The organism is Micromonospora globispora (genome assembly GCF_003857015.1).
In the GTDB taxonomy this organism is placed as follows: domain Bacteria; phylum Actinomycetota; class Actinomycetes; order Mycobacteriales; family Micromonosporaceae; genus Micromonospora; species Micromonospora globispora.
Genome location: NZ_QGGF01000411.1, coordinates 1 through 14,863 on the forward strand (window position 1 = coordinate 1; position 14,863 = coordinate 14,863).

Sequence of the window (14,863 nt, forward strand, 5' to 3'; positions counted from 1 at the left end):
ACACCGCGACTGATCGCAGCCCAGAACTTGACCCGGTCCTCACGCCACGCCACCGTCGGTCGACCCGGCGAAGGAATCTGACCCCGATACTCCCGAACCCGCTTCTGCCCCGGCCCACTGCCCATCGGCCGCCACCACCGCAGCCAAGCCCGCTCCAGCGCACAGAGCCCACACGTACAGGCCGGCCTCCAGCCCCAGTACCGTCGGCACCGCCGCCCGCAGGCCATGCAAGGCCGCCCGTCGGAAGATCAGCGCCATGGCCGGACCGGGCGATGCGGAGATCAGCAGTACCGCCGCAACGAACGCGGGCAGCAAAGCAAGAAGATCCATCAACTGATCCTGCCGCCACCTGATCACTAACACAACCTCTTGCCGCCGTGATAGCAGGCGATCGCATCCGGCCAGCGGTCGCCGGCGAGCACGCGGCGTGCCATTAGCGTGCCATTGGCCGAGGACAACGGGGGTCAGCCGAGGCCACGCGAGACTGCGAAGACCAGGCTGCCAAGCCGGTGGCCTGCCAGAGATCGACAATTCCCAAGCTGACAGTGCGGGTTCGATTCCCGTCACCCGTTCCAGCGTGAGGCCCCAGCTCAGGACAGGTTTCCTGGCTGGGGCCTCAGTCGTTGCTGTCGCCAGCGGCGCCCGACGGGCCACCCACGGGCCACTAGCCACGCTTCTTGCCTTCCTTCTTGCCCTTGGCCTTGTCCGAGGAACCCGCCGCCGGCCTCTTGGCCTTCTTGCGCTCAGCCTTCACCGCGTTGGTCACCGCTTGGGCGATGGCCCGATCCGCCAGCCGGTGATCTCGGGTGGAGTTCAGCAGCGTCCGGACCTGCTGGACCGTCAACGGCTCACGCTCCTGCTTCGCCGGCCGCTGCGCACGGACCAGCTTTGCGACGTTGCGCGGGATGATCTCCTCCCGCATGGCGTCTTCCAGCGCCGCCCGCAGCACCGCGTCCGCCAGCTGCGCCGCCCGCTCGCCCGCGCCCTCAGCCGCAAGCGCGGCGAGGAATTGCCGAACGTCTCGGGCGCCCAGCTGGCCCAGACGCTTCCGGTCGAGCTAGAGGCCGCGCACGTAGCCGGGCAGTGCCTGGTCGACCGCCTGGAGATAGTCCTGCGTCAGCTCCTCGGTCACGGCGATGACGGTAGCAACTCGACGCCTACGCCCCGGCGTTTCGGCCAGCTCGAGGACAACCGTTTGTGGCTGGTGCCGCGGCTCCCCCTCTGGAAGACTGCGAACGCCCGCAGGCCGGTGCCATCGGCTGCGGTCTTCTGCATCCCTTGATAACGGGGGTTTCATTGCCACTCCGCCGCTCGGCGGTGGCTGCGCTCGCATTGGCCGTCACGGGGGCGATCGTCCCCAGCGGGTACTTCGCCTACGCCGCGCAGTCACCCGACCACACGTTCAGTGCCAAGCAGTTGCCGCGCCCGGAACGCTCGCGTGACGTGAAGGAACGCGACTTCGACCCGAACGCCGTCCTGGTCCGCTTCAAGCCCGACGCCACCAGGTCGGCGAAGGACCGCGTCCTGTCCCGCCGGGGCGTCCGTGCCTCGTCCGAGGTCGCCGGGACCGGCTGGGTCAAGGTGCGCGGCGAGAGCTCCGCCGTTGACCTGTCGCGCAGTCTGCGCAAGGACCCGGCGGTCGCCAGCGTCAGCCTCGACTACAAGCGCAAGGCCACCGTCGCGCCGAACGATCCCGCGTACGTCGACGGTGACCAGTCCTACCTGAACACTGTCCGGCTGCCCCAGGCCTGGGACCGGACCAAGGGCTCCACCAGCCAGATCATCGCGGTGGTCGACACCGGCGTGAACACCGCACACCCGGACCTGACCGGGCGGACGGTGGCTGGCTACAACGCCATCACCCCGGGTGCCTCGCCGGCCGACGACAACGGCCACGGCACGATGGTGGCCGGCATCGCCGCCGCCAACACCAACAACGGCATCGGCGTCGCGGGCGTCGCGTGGACCGCCCGGATCATGCCGGTCAAGGTCCTCGATGCCGACGGCAGCGGGAACGACTCGGACGTCGCCGAGGGCATCGTCTGGGCCGCCGACCACGGCGCCAAGATCATCAACATGTCGCTCGGCGGTCCGGACGAGAGCAGCGTCCTGCACGACGCGGTCGTGTACGCGACCGGCAAGGGTGCCGTGATCGTGGTGGCCGCGGGCAACGAGGGCGACGGGCGGGCCCAGTATCCGGCGTCGTACCCCGAGGTCATCTCGGTCGCCGCGACCGACGCCACCGGCAAGCTCACCGACTTCAGCTCGTACGGCGACTGGATCGACGTGGCCGCCCCCGGCACCGGCATCGTCTCCACCGGCCTCGGCTCGGACTACTACATCGGCGACGGCACCTCGTTCTCCGCGCCGATCGTCTCGGGCGCCGCTGCGCTGGTCCGGACGCTCTACCCGTCGCTGACCCCGTCGCAGGTCCTCTCCGTGATCTGCAAGACGGCCCGGGACGCCGGCCCGCGCGGCATCGACCCGTACTACGGCTGGGGCGTCCTCGACGCGTACGCCGCGGTCGGCGGCAGCTGGACGACCGACTTCCCGGCCCCGTCGCTGGGCGCGAACGAGCCCAACGACGTGCCGGCCCGGGCCGTCGCGTTCAGCGGCTCCACCACCGGCACCATCGGCGCCGAGGGCGACGTGGACTGGTTCAAGTTCACCACGGACGGCCTCAAGGCCGTCGACGTCACGGTGACCCCGCCAGCGTACGACGGCAACCGGTACCAGAACCTCGACGCGATGGTCGCCGTCTACGACAGCAACCTGCGTTTGGTCGGCGAGTCCGACGTGGCCCCACCGGGCGGCGCCGAGAAGGTCTCCGCGAAGATCGGAGCGGGCACCTACTACGTCTCGGTGCGCAACTACAACGGCGCCGCCGACACTCGCTCCTACACCCTTTCGCTGGCCACTGCGCCGGCGCCGATGTTCGGGGCGTACCAGTCGAGCCGGACCGGGTCGTGGCCGGAGACCGTGGCGATCGGCGACGTCACGGGTGACGGCCGCAACGACGTGGTCTTGGCCACCGGCTACTACTTCGACGCGGTCAACGACTACAAGCTCTTCGTCTACGCCCAGAAGCCCGACGGCACTCTCGACGTGCCGGTGAAGTACGCCACCGGGCTCCAGTACTCGGACAACGCCGGGCTCACCCTGCTCGACGCGACCGGCGACGGCAAGCTTGACGTCGCGCTGGCCACCAAGGCGGGCGTGGAGATCTTCCGGCAGACCGACGCGGGCACGCTGGAGTCGACCGGTGCGGTCGCCGGTACCTCCGGCAGCCAGGCGGTCACAGCGGGCGACATGGACGGTGACGGCGACAGCGACCTGGTGGCCAGCGCCACCGGCGGGATCAAGCTGCTCACCCAGGAGACGGACCACACCTTCACCGTGTCGTCGGTGACCAGCGACAACACCGGCGAACTGGAAGTCGGTGACGTCGACGGCGACGGCCGCGCCGACGTGGTCGGTCTGGGCAGCAACATGGTGCGGGTCTGGCATCACACGGACGCCGGCTGGAACCTCACCGAGCACCCGACCGGCTCCATCTGGGGCACCAACGGCATCGAGGTGGCCGACGTCTCCGGCGACGGCCGGGCCGACGTCGTCGCCAGCATCAGCGGCAACCGCCCGAACTCGTTCCTCGCCGTCTACCGGCAGAACACCACCGGCGGGCTCGACGCGCCGCAGATGGTCGCAGTGGCGGACATTCCCGAGCCGGTCGAGGCGGCCGACGTCAACGGCGACGGCCGGACGGACGTGGTGGCCGCGCACGGCGGCTGGAACACGCTCAGCACGCTGCCGCAGCAGGTGGACGGTTCGCTCGGCGCCCCCGCCGTTTCGCCCATCCCGTACGCCTCGCACTACAACCCGCAGGGCCTCGCGCTGGGCGACATCGACGGCGACAAGAGGGTCGACGCGGTCATCGCCGACTACAACAACGGCCTGGTGGTGCTGCACAACGGCGCCGAGCCGAGCCCGGTGGGCGAGCAGGGCTGGGTACAGGACGTGTCCCCGGCCGACTTTGCCACCGGCGTGCCGATCGCGGCGAAGCCGACCGTGACCTTCGCCCGGGACGTGGACCCCGCCTCGGTGACCTCGTCCACGGTGCGGCTGGTCAACGGGAAGACCGGGGCGGCCGCGGTGGCCGACGTGTCGGTCAGCGGCAACACGGTGACCGTGTCCCCGACCGCGGCACTGCAGGACAACACGCCGTACCGGATCACCGTCAGCGGCCTCAAGGACAGCTCGGGCGCCGCCCAGACGGAGAAGTTCAGCACCACCTTCCGAACGGTCGACCTCGCGCCGCCGGCGGTCGGCAACCTGATGGCGGTCGGCGCGTTCCGGGCCGCCACGCTGACCTGGACCCTGCCGGCCATCACCGACCTGGACCAGGTCATCGTCCGGTCCGCCGCCGGCACCACCGCGCCGTCGTCGGCCACCAGCGGCACCGCGGTGTACGCGGGCACCGGCACCTCGGTCACCGCCACTGGCCTGGTCGCCGGCACCACCTACACCTTCCGGGTGTGGGTGAGGGACCGGTCCGGCCTGTACAGCGCCGGCCCGACGGTGCAGCTGCTCGGCACCGGCGCCACCATCACCAGCAATGTCACCGCGCTGACCTACGGCGGCACGGTGACCATCACCGGCGCGCTGACCCGCAAGGACACCGGCGCCGGCCTGGCCGGTCAGCCCGTCCAGCTGTACGGCAAGTACAAGGGCACCTCCTCGTACACGCTGATCGCCACGGTGACCAGCGGCACCAACGGGGCGCTCACGTACAGCCACAAGCCGGCCAAGGGCGTCAGCTACGAGTGGCTCTACCGGGGTTCCACCGCGTACACCGGCAGCGTCAGCAGCCTGCGGACGGTGACGGTGGCGACGCTGGTGACCGCCACGCTGTCGAAGACCTCGTTCGCCCTCGGCGGCACGGTGACCCTCTCCGGCTCGGTGTCGCCCAACCATTCGGGTCAGACGGTCTACCTCCAGCGCCTGGTCAGCGGGTCGTGGCAGAACGTCACGAGCAGGACGCTCTCCTCATCGAGCACGTACGCGTTCTCCATCAAGCCGACCAGCAAGGGCACGTACTACTACCGGGTCTACAAGCCCGCCGACACCGACCACGCCGCGGGCTTCAGCCCGCAGCGGAGCTTCAAGGTCTACTGACCTCGTCGGCAGCTTCCGACCGGCTCCCCCGTCCGACCGCGGCGGGGGAGCCGCGTCTTTCCGCCACCACGAAGCGAGCCCGATACGGGGTGGTCATCCACGGGCCATAAGGTGGTGTCACCGGATGCCAACCCAGGCCACGTGAGAGCGCGCCGAACAGGCGTAAGGCCGCACTGACAGCCGATCTTGTGCGATTCCCAAGCTGACAGTGCGGGTTCGATTCCCGTCACCCGCTCCAGCGCGAGGCCCCAGCTCAGGACAGATTTCCTGGCCGGGGCCTCGATCGTTGCTACCGCTTCTCGCGCCAGCCGTGCCCGCTACAGGCGTCTTTCCCGCGGCAGTTGGGTGCCGATCCGGCCTCGGCTGCCGGACGAGGAGATCCGCTCAGGGGCGCTGTCACAGTGCAGGATGGAAAGGGTCGCAGCCGGACGCCCGGAGTGTCGCACCGGGGTGGCAGCATCCCCGCCATGCGGGTGGAGAGCGAGATCCGGGCACTGGTCGAGGCGCTGACGCCGGCCGACGACCTGGAGGCGCGGCACCGGGCGGATTGCCTGGCCTGGCTGGCCGGGACCGACGACATCTTCCGTCGGGAGAAGCCCCGCACCCCCTCGCCGCACCTGGTCGCGTACTTCCTGCTGCGGGACGAGGCGGACGGCAGCGTGCTGCTCGTGGACCACATCAAGGCCGGCAGGTGGCTGCCGAGCGGCGGCCACGTCGAGCCGGGCGAGCACCCCGTCGAGACCGTACGCCAGGAGGTGGTGGAGGAGTTGGGCGTGCCGGCCGTCTTCTCGCCGCGGTTCGGCGAGCGTCCGGCCTTCCTCACCGTCACCGAGACCGTGGGGCGGCCGGAGGAGCGGCACACCGACGTCAGCCTCTGGTTCTTGCTCACCGGCAGTCGGGACCAGGCGCTCACCCCCGACCTCGGCGAGTTCCGGAGCGTCCGCTGGTGGGCACCGCGGGAGGTGGCTGCTGCGAGTCCGGAGACCCTCGACCCGCACATGGGCCCGATGATGGCCAAGCTCGTCGAGGTGCCCGCCGCCGGCCGCATCTGACGGATGCCGCCGACCCGGGCGTCAGCCGGTGGCGATCGTGCGGAGCGGCGCGGTGTCGCGGCGCGGAACGGCGGAGCAGCCGAGCACGATCAAGGCGCAGACCGTACCGATGAGGAAGAAGAGCGAGCCGGTCGGCTGACCGAGCCATTCCCAGAGCGGGTGCCAGTCCGGGTGGGGTTCGGCGCGCTGGTGCCCGATCAGCGACGGGATCGCCAGCAGGACCGGCAGCCACCAGAGGAACATGGTGATTCCGAAGGGGAGGGCCACTCCGGGGCGGTACTCGGTGCGTCGACTCGCCCAGCCGAAGACCAGCCAGGCGAGCACGCCGCCGACCAGACCGGCGAGCACGGCGGCCGGTACGACGGCCGGTGGCGCCGCCCGCTGCACCTCCAGGGCGGCGTTCGTGGGGTTGGGCCCACCCTCCGCGAACAGCGTCATCCGGAAGACCGTGTCGCCCCGACTGGCCACCAGGGTGGTGTCGGTGAGCGCGACCGGGGGATCGCATGCGCTCACGCACTCCCGGTCGGCCCGGCTGACCGTCTCGTAGATCCGCCAGCCGCTCGCCCGGAGGTGCTGCCGGGTCACCGCGAGGGTCTGCTCGACGGGTACCGGCGGGAGGCCGGTGGCTGATGCGCTGGCAAAGCCCGGCTGGTACTCGCCGCCGTCACCGAACAGCATGTCGTCCAGCGCTTGCCACCTGAAGGGCTCGCCGTAGAAGACGAAGAGCGCGGGGGCCGTCTCGATCTGGCCGATCGAACGTCCCGGCAGGGCGTCGGCGAAGATCGCCGCGGCCTCGGCCCGGTCCGGCTGGGGGCGGGAGGTCTCCCAGGCGACCCGGGAGGCCGCCGCCGCGGTGAAGAGCCCGCAGATCACCGCGGTGAGCACGGCCCACACCCCGACGGTACGACTGGTCGGGCGCCCGAGCCGGCAGCGCAGGCCGTTGCGGACCACGTCGAACGCCTCCCGGACGGTGGGACGGATCCGGCCGGCCGGTGCGGTGTCGAGCAGCAGGCCGAGGATCTCCTCCCCACGGTCCCGTCGGTAGGAACGGGGGTAGCAGAGCAGCAGCCGCCGGTAGTGGCGGGTGAGCGGGTCGCCGGTCGGCGGCATGGCCTCCCCTTCGATCTTCAAGCGCGGCGGTGGGCCGGAGCGGGGTCAGGCGGTGCGGGGGCGCAGGCCGCGCAGCCGGGCTTCGGCGACGGTGGCGAGCTGGCGGAGTCGGGCGGTCTCGGTGTGCAGCGCGTCCACACCCTCCGGGGTGATCCGGTAGTAGCGGCGCAGCCGGCCGTCCACGACCTCTTCCCGGTCGGGCTGCACGAGACCTTGCGCGGTCAGTCGGTCCAGCGCGGTGTAGAGGGTGCCGGGGAGCAGGGTGACGCGCCGCTCGGAGAGGTCGGCGACGTCCTGGGTGATCCCATAGCCATGCCGGGGGCCGGCCGCCAGCGCGGTGAGGATGAGGAATGTCGGCTCGCGCATCGCGGTCACGTCGGCAATATATATAAGTGATCGATGCATCGTCAACGGGCCGATCACGCCAACCCGTCCGACCCGACCCGTACGCTGACGATCATGCGAATTGGCATCGTGATCCTCCCCGATCAGCGCTGGACGGAATCCCAGCGCCGCTGGCGGCAGGCGGACGAGTGGGGCTTCGACCACGCCTGGACGTACGACCACCTGGGCTGGCGGGACCTCGTCGACGGCCCGTGGTTCGACTCGATGACCACGTTGACCGCCGCCGCGACGGTCACCTCGCGGATCCGGCTCGGCACGCTGGTCGCCTCGCCCAACTTCCGGCACCCGGCGGCCTTCGCCCGGCAGGTGACCGCGGTGGACGACGTCTCCGGCGGCCGGCTGTTGCTCGGCATCGGTGCCGGCGGCATCGGCTTCGACGCCACCGTGCTGGGTGGGGAGACGCTGCCGCCGCGGCAGCGGGTGGACCGGTTCGGCGAGTTCGTCGAGCTGCTCGATCTGGTCCTGCGGGAGGACGGGACGACCTGGCGCGGCGACTGGTTCGCGGCTGTGGACGCGCGGAACAACCCCGGCTGTGTCCAGCAGCCGCGGGTGCCGTTCGTGCTGGCCGCGAACGGGCCGCGCTCGATGCGGCTGGTGGCCCGCTTCGGCCAGGGCTGGGTGACGACCGGTGCCGGCGGCGACGATCTGGAGAGCTGGTGGTCCTCGGTCGCGGAGCTCTCCGCCCGCATGGACAAGGCCCTCGGCGAGGCGGGGCGTGACCCGGCCACCCTCGACCGCTACCTGTCGCTCGACTCGGCGCCGGTGTTCTCGCTGAGCAGCGCCGACTTCTTCGCCGAACAGGTCGACCGGGCCGCCCGGCTGGGCTTCACCGACGTGGCGACGCACTGGCCCCGGGCCAGCAGCTGGTACGCCGGCGACGAGGCGGTGTTGGTGGAGGCGGCGGGCCTGCTGCTCGAGTTGCGCCGCGCCTGAGGAGGGATCGATCAGGTGCTGAGGTCGCCGGTACTGATGCCGCCGTCCCCCGCGGAGATCAGCCGGAAGCGGATGCAGACGATCCGGGTGTCGTCGTCGACCTGGGTGCCCTGCCGGGCCCAGTAGGCGCGGTGGCCCCCCCGCCACTCCTCGATGGACCGGTCCCCCTCTCCTTCGGAGCGAGCGAAATCCCAGGGGACGTCGGCGAAGGGGACCACCTCGACCCCGGTGACCTCGACGACCCCGACCAGCGCGTCGTGGTCGTCGACGAGGGCCAGCCGTTCGCCGACGTGCTCCAGCTCCTCGTTCTCCTCGGCGTACTCGGAGATCAGGCCGGCGGTCGCGGTCTTCACGCCGGCCAGCACCAGGGTGTTGAGGGTGGTGCGCAGCTCGCCGGGCGTGCCGAGGGCGAGCGAGCGCAGTCCACCGATCCGGGGCCACATCCTGCCGACGCTATCCCCCAGCCGAAGAGCCGGCGCGGCATTTCGGGCCTCCGCGGTCGACCGGTGGGCGATAGCGTGACGGCGGATGGCAGGCACGAGGAAAGAGGCGACCATGGCGGACCGACGCGCCGTGCTCATTCCGGGCTTGTGGTACGACACCCGGGCCCCGCTCTTCGCCTACGTCGGTGAGGCGCTGCGCCGGCTCGGCTACGACACCCACGAGATCACCTGGCAGGTGCCCCCCGACCTGCCGGGAGACCGGGCCCGGGCCTGGGTGGGCGAGCAGGTGGCGCCCGCCCTCACCGACGGCGGGGAGCTGCTCGTCGGGAAGTCCCTCGGCACCTTCGCCACCGGGCTCGCCGCCGACCGCGGCCTGCCAGCGGTCTGGCTGACCCCGGTGCTCAACCAGCCCGACGTGGTCGAGGCGCTGAGCCGGGCCACCGCGCCGTTCCTGCTGGTCGGCGGCACTGCGGATTCGCTCTGGGACGGCGAGCTGGCCCGCCGGCTCACCCCGCACGTGCTGGAGATCCCGGACGCCGACCACTCGATGCTGGTGCCCGGCCCGCTGGCCCGTTCGGCCGAGGTGCTCGGTCAGGTCTGCACCGCCGTGGAGGATTTCGTCAGATGAGCTGACCGGCGTAGCCGGCGGCGGCCAGCACCTGCTCGTCGCCGGTCGCCGCGTGGGCGTCGAGCACCGCGTCGGCCAGCTTCACCACGTGCGCATCGCCGTGCCGCGCGGCCCGGGCGAAAACCTCCGCCGGGTCGCCTGCGACGGCTCCAGCTCGCGGCGCGGCGTCAGACGCGCCGAGCTGGAGTTGTCGGAGCGCCACCGTCGGCAGCGCGGCGGGCGCGGGGGGCGCGTACACCGAGGTCACGGCCGCCGTGGCCGACCAGGCCGCAGCGACGCTCGGCGCCCACAGGGCCGGATCGAGGGCCGGCAGGGTCCGCAGCACCGCCGTCGGCGCGGTCACCGCGTGCACCAGCATCACCGGGTTGCCGTGCCCGTACCGGAGGTAGTCGAGCCCGGCGCGGTGCACCAGTTGGGTGAGCGTCCGCTCCGCCTCCGCCGGGGTGTCCAACCGGCGGAGCGCCGCGACGGCCCCGGTCCACTCCGGTACGCCCGGCAGCCGGCCCAGCCGCTCCCGGATGCCCCCCGCCTGCTCGGGGATCCGGGGCAGCGCCGCCAGTGCGGTCACCACGTCGGCGTCACCGGTGAGCGGGCCGGCTCCCGGCACCGGCTGCCAGCGGGCGGCCCAGTAGCCCAGCGCCTGGCCCAGTTCCGCCAGCCGCTCCGGGTTCACCCCGTCGGTGCGCAGGACCCGGACGGCGTGCCCGACCCGGATCACCCCGTGGGTGGCGCCGGCCGCGATGCCCGGGAGCAGCCGGGGCCACCAGGTGCCGAGCACCTCGCGCCAGGGATGCTCGCGCAGCTCGCGGTCGAAGTGGGCCAGCCAGTCACCGGCCCGCCTGGGGTCGCCGAGCGCGTCCCGCCAGTCGTCGACGGGCCGGAGCCCGCGGGGCAGCTCGTCGAGGCGGCGCAGGTAGTCGTCCAGCCAGCGGTGTACGCGCGTGCCGTGCCCGTGCCGGACCAGCGCCTCGACCGCCATCGGTCCATGGTTGGAGAGCCAGCCCTCGAACTCGGGGCCGGTCCGGTGCAGCCGCTGGTACGCCTCGTCCAGGATTCCGTCGTCCATGCGGCGATCCTCGGAGTTCAACCACGCTTCAGGTCAAGCCTGCAACCGGGTGGCGTCGATCAGACCGTGTACCCGCAGATCGGTGCCGACCTCGGGCGGGCAGTCCGCGACGACGGCGGCGGTGCCGACCACCTCGGCTTTCCGGGCGGCGCAGATCTCGTACAGCGCGCGTAGTTGGGCGCCCGTCGCCACCCAGTCGTCCACGACGAGGACCCGGTCGCCGGGGCCGAGATGCCGGTCCCGGACGCCGAGAGTGACCCGACGCCCGCGAAAGTCGGGTGTACTGCGCGCCCAGGTGACCGCCCCGGCGGGCAGTCGCCCGTCCCCCGCCTTGTACGCCGGCACGAACCCCACCCCGAGCGCGGTGGCCGCCAGCGGGCCCAGCAGCAGCCCGGTCACCGCCGGCGCGAGGACCACCGTCGGCCGGGCCGGCCGGAACGGCGCGACCAGGGCCGGACCGAGCGCGGCCAGCACCTCCGGGTCACGCCACCAGCCGGAGACGTCACTGACCAGGTGGTCGCTCTCCGGGCCGGGGTCGACCCAGCGGAACAGCTCGACCAGGCGTTCACTCAGCACCGTCCCATCCTCGGCCACCCGACCCAGGAGTTGCGACACCGGCTCCGGCCAGCGGTCCTTCCTCCATTCGGGCGATCGGTCATGACCGATCGGCTACACGTATGCGAGCAAATACGGGCATACCACCATGATCACGTTGACTTCGGAAGTGCTTCTCTCGTTACGGTCCGAGCCGGTTTGTTCAGATCACGAAAGGACCGGGCGGTGGCTGGTAGGCATCACCTTCGTACCCGCAAGTTCTCCCCGGCCGGCATCGCCGCCACCGCGGCGGTCGGCGTGGTACTCGCCGTCGGCGGCACCGTCGGTGCGGTCCAGCTCACCTCCGGCGAAGCCGCCCCGGAGCCGACCGTGGCCGAGGCGCTGCCCAGCACCCTCGCCCCCACCTCGCCGTCCGCGTCGCCCACCGTGTCGCTCTCGCCGAGCCTCAGCCCGTCGCCGAAGGCGACCCCAAGCCCGACGGCGACCCGCACGCAGGCCGCCTCGCGGAGCAAGGCGCGTACCGCCAGCCCGAAGCCCAGTCCCACGGCGACGCGGACCACCTCGTCGGCCGCCACGGTGGTCGACAGCGGGACCTGCGGCGCGTCCTTCTACGACGAGGGCCAGATGACGGCCACCGGCGAGGTGTTCAACCCGGACGCGCTGACCGCCGCCCACAAGACCCTGCCGTTCAACACCCGGGTCCGGGTGACCAACCCGGACAACGGCAAGTCGGTCATCGTCCGGATCAACGACCGCGGCCCGTACGTCGACGGCCGTTGCCTGGACCTCTCCCGGGCCGCGTTCGCCGCGATCGCCTCCCTCGACCTCGGCGAGCTGACCGTCAAGTACGAGGTGCTCGGCTGACCCGGTGACCGGCGGCGATCGGGCCAGCCGGGCGATCCGGCCGGGCAGAACCTCCTCGGACGACGGGTCAGGTTCATTCACCCGTTCACGTCCATCAGGCATGCTGTCCGGTGTACCCACGCAAACCTTCCAGTCGGGCCGTGGCCCGCTGAGCCCCGGATCCCGCGCCGGCCTCGGCGCGGCCCTCGTGCTGCTCGCACTCGTGTCCGCAGTGGAGCTGGCGGACGGCCGGTCGGCGCACTACGTCGCGCTGATGGTCGCCGCCCCGTTCCTCGCCGCCGCGCTGGCCTCCTGGCGGGTGGTGCTCGGGGTGGGCGGTCTCGGCACCGTCATCGGGGCCGCCTTCGCCCTCGCCGAGCGGACCATGTCGCTGGTGACCGCGGTCAACGTGGCCGGCATCGCGCTGGCCACCGCGATCGCGGCCGCCGTGGCCGCGGTACGCCAGCGCCAGGCCGAGCAGATCGCCGAGCTGTCGAGGCTGGCCGCGGTGGCCCAGCAGGCGGTGCTCCGCCCACTGGGCCCGCAGGTCGGCACCCTCTCGGTGGCCGGGCGCTACATCTCCTCCACCGCCACTGCGGAGATCGGTGGGGACCTGTACGAGGCGATCGACACCCCGTACGGGGTGCGCATGATCATCGGGGACGTGCGGGGCAAGGGGCTGGACGCGGTCCGGCTGGCCAGCATCGTCCTCGGCTCCTACCGGCACGTCGCGTACGAGCGGGCGGACCTGCGGGCGGTGGTCACCGACCTGGACCGGGCGGTGGCCCGCAACGTCGGTGACGAGGACTTCGTCACCGCGGCGCTGGTCGAGGAGCGCGGCGGGACGCTCACCATCGTCAACTGTGGACACCCGCCGCCCCTGCTGCTGCGCCGCGGCGCGGTGATCCCGCTCGAACCGCCCGCCCCCGCGCCCCCGCTCGGCTTCATGCCGGTGGTCCGCCCCCGAGTGGAACGGCTCGAACCGGGCGACCGCCTGCTGCTCTTCACCGACGGGCTCGGCGAGGCCCGCCGGGACGGGGAGTTCTTTCCGACCGCCGACCGGGCCTGGCGGCTGCTGGGCCACGGCACGGTCGCCGACGGCCTGGCATCGCTGGAGACCGCCCTGGTGGAGTGGGTGCACGGCCGGCTCGACGACGACATCGCGCTGGTGCTCATGGAGTACACCGGCCCGCGCAGCGGGGTGACGGCCGCCGTGCCGAGCTGGGAGGTTGGCGCGGCGGAGAGCTGACGGGCGGCCCGTTCAGCCCTCGGCCAGCTCGTCGGCGGCCCGTCGCCCGGCCTCGCCGGCCCGGTGCAGGAAGTCGGCGATGAGTTCGAGCTGGCTCTCGTCGTACCCGGCGCAGATGTCGTCCATCGACGCATTCATGCCCGCGTAGAGGCCGTACACCTCCGCGCTGCGCTCGCGCAGCGCCCGGACGGTCACCGAGCGGCGGTCGGCGGCGTCCGGGTCCCGCTCCCGCACGATCCAGCCGCCGCGCTGGAGGCGGTCGAGGATGCCGGTCATGGTGGCCGGGTGCAGGCCGGCACGGCGCGCCAGCGCGCCCGGGCTGATCGGCCCGTGCCGGGCGATCAGGTCGAGGCAGTCCAGGTCCACGTCGCGCAGCGAGAGCCGTACGCCGACGTGGTGGTTGAGGAGCGCGAGCTGGTTGTTCAGCTCGCGCATCGCCTCCTTGACCCGCGTGGCGGTGCGGCGGCGGCGACGGGCGTCCCCAGGTTCTACGGAATCCATATTGTTTGAGCCTCGTATCAACTGTTACGGTTTCCATATCTTACGAGGGGCGGCCGCCGGGGGTGGTCGTCGACGAGAGGCGTACCCATGAAAATCACCGTCTTCGCCGCCACCGGGGGCATCGGCCGACACCTCGTCGACCAGGCCGTCGCCGCCGGCCACGAGGTCACCGCCGTGGTGCGCCGGCCGGAACGGCTGGCTGACCGCCCGGTCCGGGTGGTCGGTGCCGACCTGGCGGCCGACGATCCGACCGCCCTGCGTACGGCGGTCGCGGGGGCCGACGCGGTGCTCTCCGGCCTCGGGCCGCGCTCGGCGGCCGACTTCGGCATCGCCGCCCGGGGCACCGCGAAGATCGTTGAGGCGATGACCCGCTCCGGCGTACGACGGATCGTGGTGGTCAGCGCCGCGCCGGTCGGCGTCGTGCCCTCCCCCGGGCGCCCGCACCCGCCGAAGCGCGACCCCGGCGACGGGCCGCTGATGCGCTTCCTGATGGGTCCCGCGATCAGGCGGGTGCTCCGCCGGCACTACGCCGACCTCGCGCTGATGGAGGAGATGCTGCGGGACAGTGGCCTCGACTGGACGGTCGTCCGCCCGCCCCGGCTGACCGACAAGCCGGTGACCGGCGGCTACCGGACGGCGTACGGGCGCAACATCCGCGGCGGGCTCACCGTCTCCCGGGCCGACGTCGCCCACCTGATGCTCCACCTGCTCGACCGGCCCGAGTCGATCGGGCAGACCGTCGGCGTCGCCAACTAGTGCGGTGTCCACTAACGTCTACCGGGGTGCCGGTGGGTGTTGTGGATCCTCGCCTTCTGGGCGAGCGACTCCCCACCGGGTGGTGGGGCGGGCCTCCGCGGGCCAACTGATCCTCGCGCCGCCCGGGGTGGGCGGCGCGAGGATCAGTTG

At 72.2% G+C, this 14,863-nt stretch carries 15 protein-coding genes; 7 read left to right on the forward strand and 8 right to left on the reverse strand.

What is annotated here, in order from left to right:
• Window positions 1–39 precede the first annotated feature (39 nt).
• Together DKL51_RS22190 and DKL51_RS22195 are read right to left on the reverse strand one after the other, a co-directional pair.
• Entirely contained in the window at window positions 40–330 is a 291-nt protein-coding gene (locus tag DKL51_RS22190) for a hypothetical protein (RefSeq protein ID WP_221623223.1), read from the reverse strand.
• A 334-nt stretch (window positions 331–664) separates the two neighbouring features.
• Window positions 665–922, reverse strand: coding sequence for a hypothetical protein (locus DKL51_RS22195; RefSeq protein ID WP_124812439.1), 258 nt, complete (start codon window positions 920–922; stop codon window positions 665–667).
• A gap of 395 nt (window positions 923–1,317) precedes the next feature.
• Between DKL51_RS22195 and DKL51_RS22200 the strand changes: the two genes are divergently transcribed.
• Both DKL51_RS22200 and DKL51_RS22205 read left to right on the forward strand, forming a co-directional pair.
• Window positions 1,318–5,172: a S8 family serine peptidase gene (locus DKL51_RS22200; protein ID WP_185734882.1), complete on the forward strand. Its 3,855-nt coding sequence runs from the start codon at window positions 1,318–1,320 to the stop codon at window positions 5,170–5,172.
• A 467-nt stretch (window positions 5,173–5,639) separates the two neighbouring features.
• A complete protein-coding gene (locus DKL51_RS22205; protein WP_260428621.1) occupies window positions 5,640–6,224 on the forward strand; it encodes an NUDIX domain-containing protein in 585 nt (194 codons plus the stop codon).
• 21 nt (window positions 6,225–6,245) lie between these two features.
• On the opposite strand, the gene DKL51_RS22210 is transcribed toward DKL51_RS22205, so the two are convergent.
• Complete coding sequence (locus DKL51_RS22210) at window positions 6,246–7,334, reverse strand: hypothetical protein (RefSeq protein ID WP_124812441.1); 1,089 nt, start codon at window positions 7,332–7,334, stop codon at window positions 6,246–6,248.
• 45 nt (window positions 7,335–7,379) lie between these two features.
• Entirely contained in the window at window positions 7,380–7,700 is a 321-nt protein-coding gene (locus tag DKL51_RS22215) for a PadR family transcriptional regulator (protein WP_124812445.1), read from the reverse strand.
• A gap of 93 nt (window positions 7,701–7,793) precedes the next feature.
• Between DKL51_RS22215 and DKL51_RS22220 the strand changes: the two genes are divergently transcribed.
• Window positions 7,794–8,672 carry an LLM class flavin-dependent oxidoreductase gene (locus tag DKL51_RS22220; protein WP_185734883.1) on the forward strand — a complete coding sequence of 293 codons (879 nt, stop codon included), beginning with the start codon at window positions 7,794–7,796 and terminating at the stop codon, window positions 8,670–8,672.
• 11 nt (window positions 8,673–8,683) lie between these two features.
• Here the strand turns inward: DKL51_RS22220 and DKL51_RS22225 are convergent, their stop codons facing one another.
• On the reverse strand, window positions 8,684–9,115 hold the full coding sequence (locus DKL51_RS22225; RefSeq protein WP_124812443.1) for an ASCH domain-containing protein: 432 nt from the start codon (window positions 9,113–9,115) through the stop codon (window positions 8,684–8,686).
• A gap of 112 nt (window positions 9,116–9,227) precedes the next feature.
• Between DKL51_RS22225 and DKL51_RS22230 the strand changes: the two genes are divergently transcribed.
• Complete coding sequence (locus tag DKL51_RS22230) at window positions 9,228–9,743, forward strand: alpha/beta hydrolase (protein WP_109965258.1); 516 nt, start codon at window positions 9,228–9,230, stop codon at window positions 9,741–9,743.
• Here DKL51_RS22230 and DKL51_RS22235 read toward each other — a convergent pair.
• Window positions 9,736–10,809 carry a questin oxidase family protein gene (locus DKL51_RS22235; protein ID WP_109965257.1) on the reverse strand — a complete coding sequence of 358 codons (1,074 nt, stop codon included), beginning with the start codon at window positions 10,807–10,809 and terminating at the stop codon, window positions 9,736–9,738. The two genes, DKL51_RS22230 and DKL51_RS22235, sit on opposite strands and share 8 nt — an antisense overlap.
• A gap of 33 nt (window positions 10,810–10,842) precedes the next feature.
• Complete coding sequence (locus DKL51_RS22240) at window positions 10,843–11,385, reverse strand: phosphoribosyltransferase family protein (protein ID WP_243420715.1); 543 nt, start codon at window positions 11,383–11,385, stop codon at window positions 10,843–10,845.
• 204 nt (window positions 11,386–11,589) lie between these two features.
• Between DKL51_RS22240 and DKL51_RS22245 the strand changes: the two genes are divergently transcribed.
• A complete protein-coding gene (locus DKL51_RS22245) occupies window positions 11,590–12,228 on the forward strand; it encodes a septal ring lytic transglycosylase RlpA family protein (RefSeq protein WP_109965256.1) in 639 nt (212 codons plus the stop codon).
• A 100-nt stretch (window positions 12,229–12,328) separates the two neighbouring features.
• Window positions 12,329–13,456: a PP2C family protein-serine/threonine phosphatase gene (locus DKL51_RS22250; protein WP_109942999.1), complete on the forward strand. Its 1,128-nt coding sequence runs from the start codon at window positions 12,329–12,331 to the stop codon at window positions 13,454–13,456.
• A gap of 12 nt (window positions 13,457–13,468) precedes the next feature.
• On the opposite strand, the gene DKL51_RS22255 is transcribed toward DKL51_RS22250, so the two are convergent.
• Complete coding sequence (locus DKL51_RS22255) at window positions 13,469–13,891, reverse strand: MarR family transcriptional regulator (RefSeq protein ID WP_243420714.1); 423 nt, start codon at window positions 13,889–13,891, stop codon at window positions 13,469–13,471.
• Between the two features lie 153 nt (window positions 13,892–14,044).
• Here DKL51_RS22255 and DKL51_RS22260 point away from each other — a divergent pair, with 153 nt between their 5' ends.
• The gene (locus tag DKL51_RS22260) at window positions 14,045–14,713 is read left to right on the forward strand and encodes an NAD(P)-dependent oxidoreductase (RefSeq protein WP_109943001.1); all 669 of its coding nucleotides are present in this window, start codon (window positions 14,045–14,047) and stop codon (window positions 14,711–14,713) included.
• Window positions 14,714–14,863: the final 150 nt, after the last annotated feature.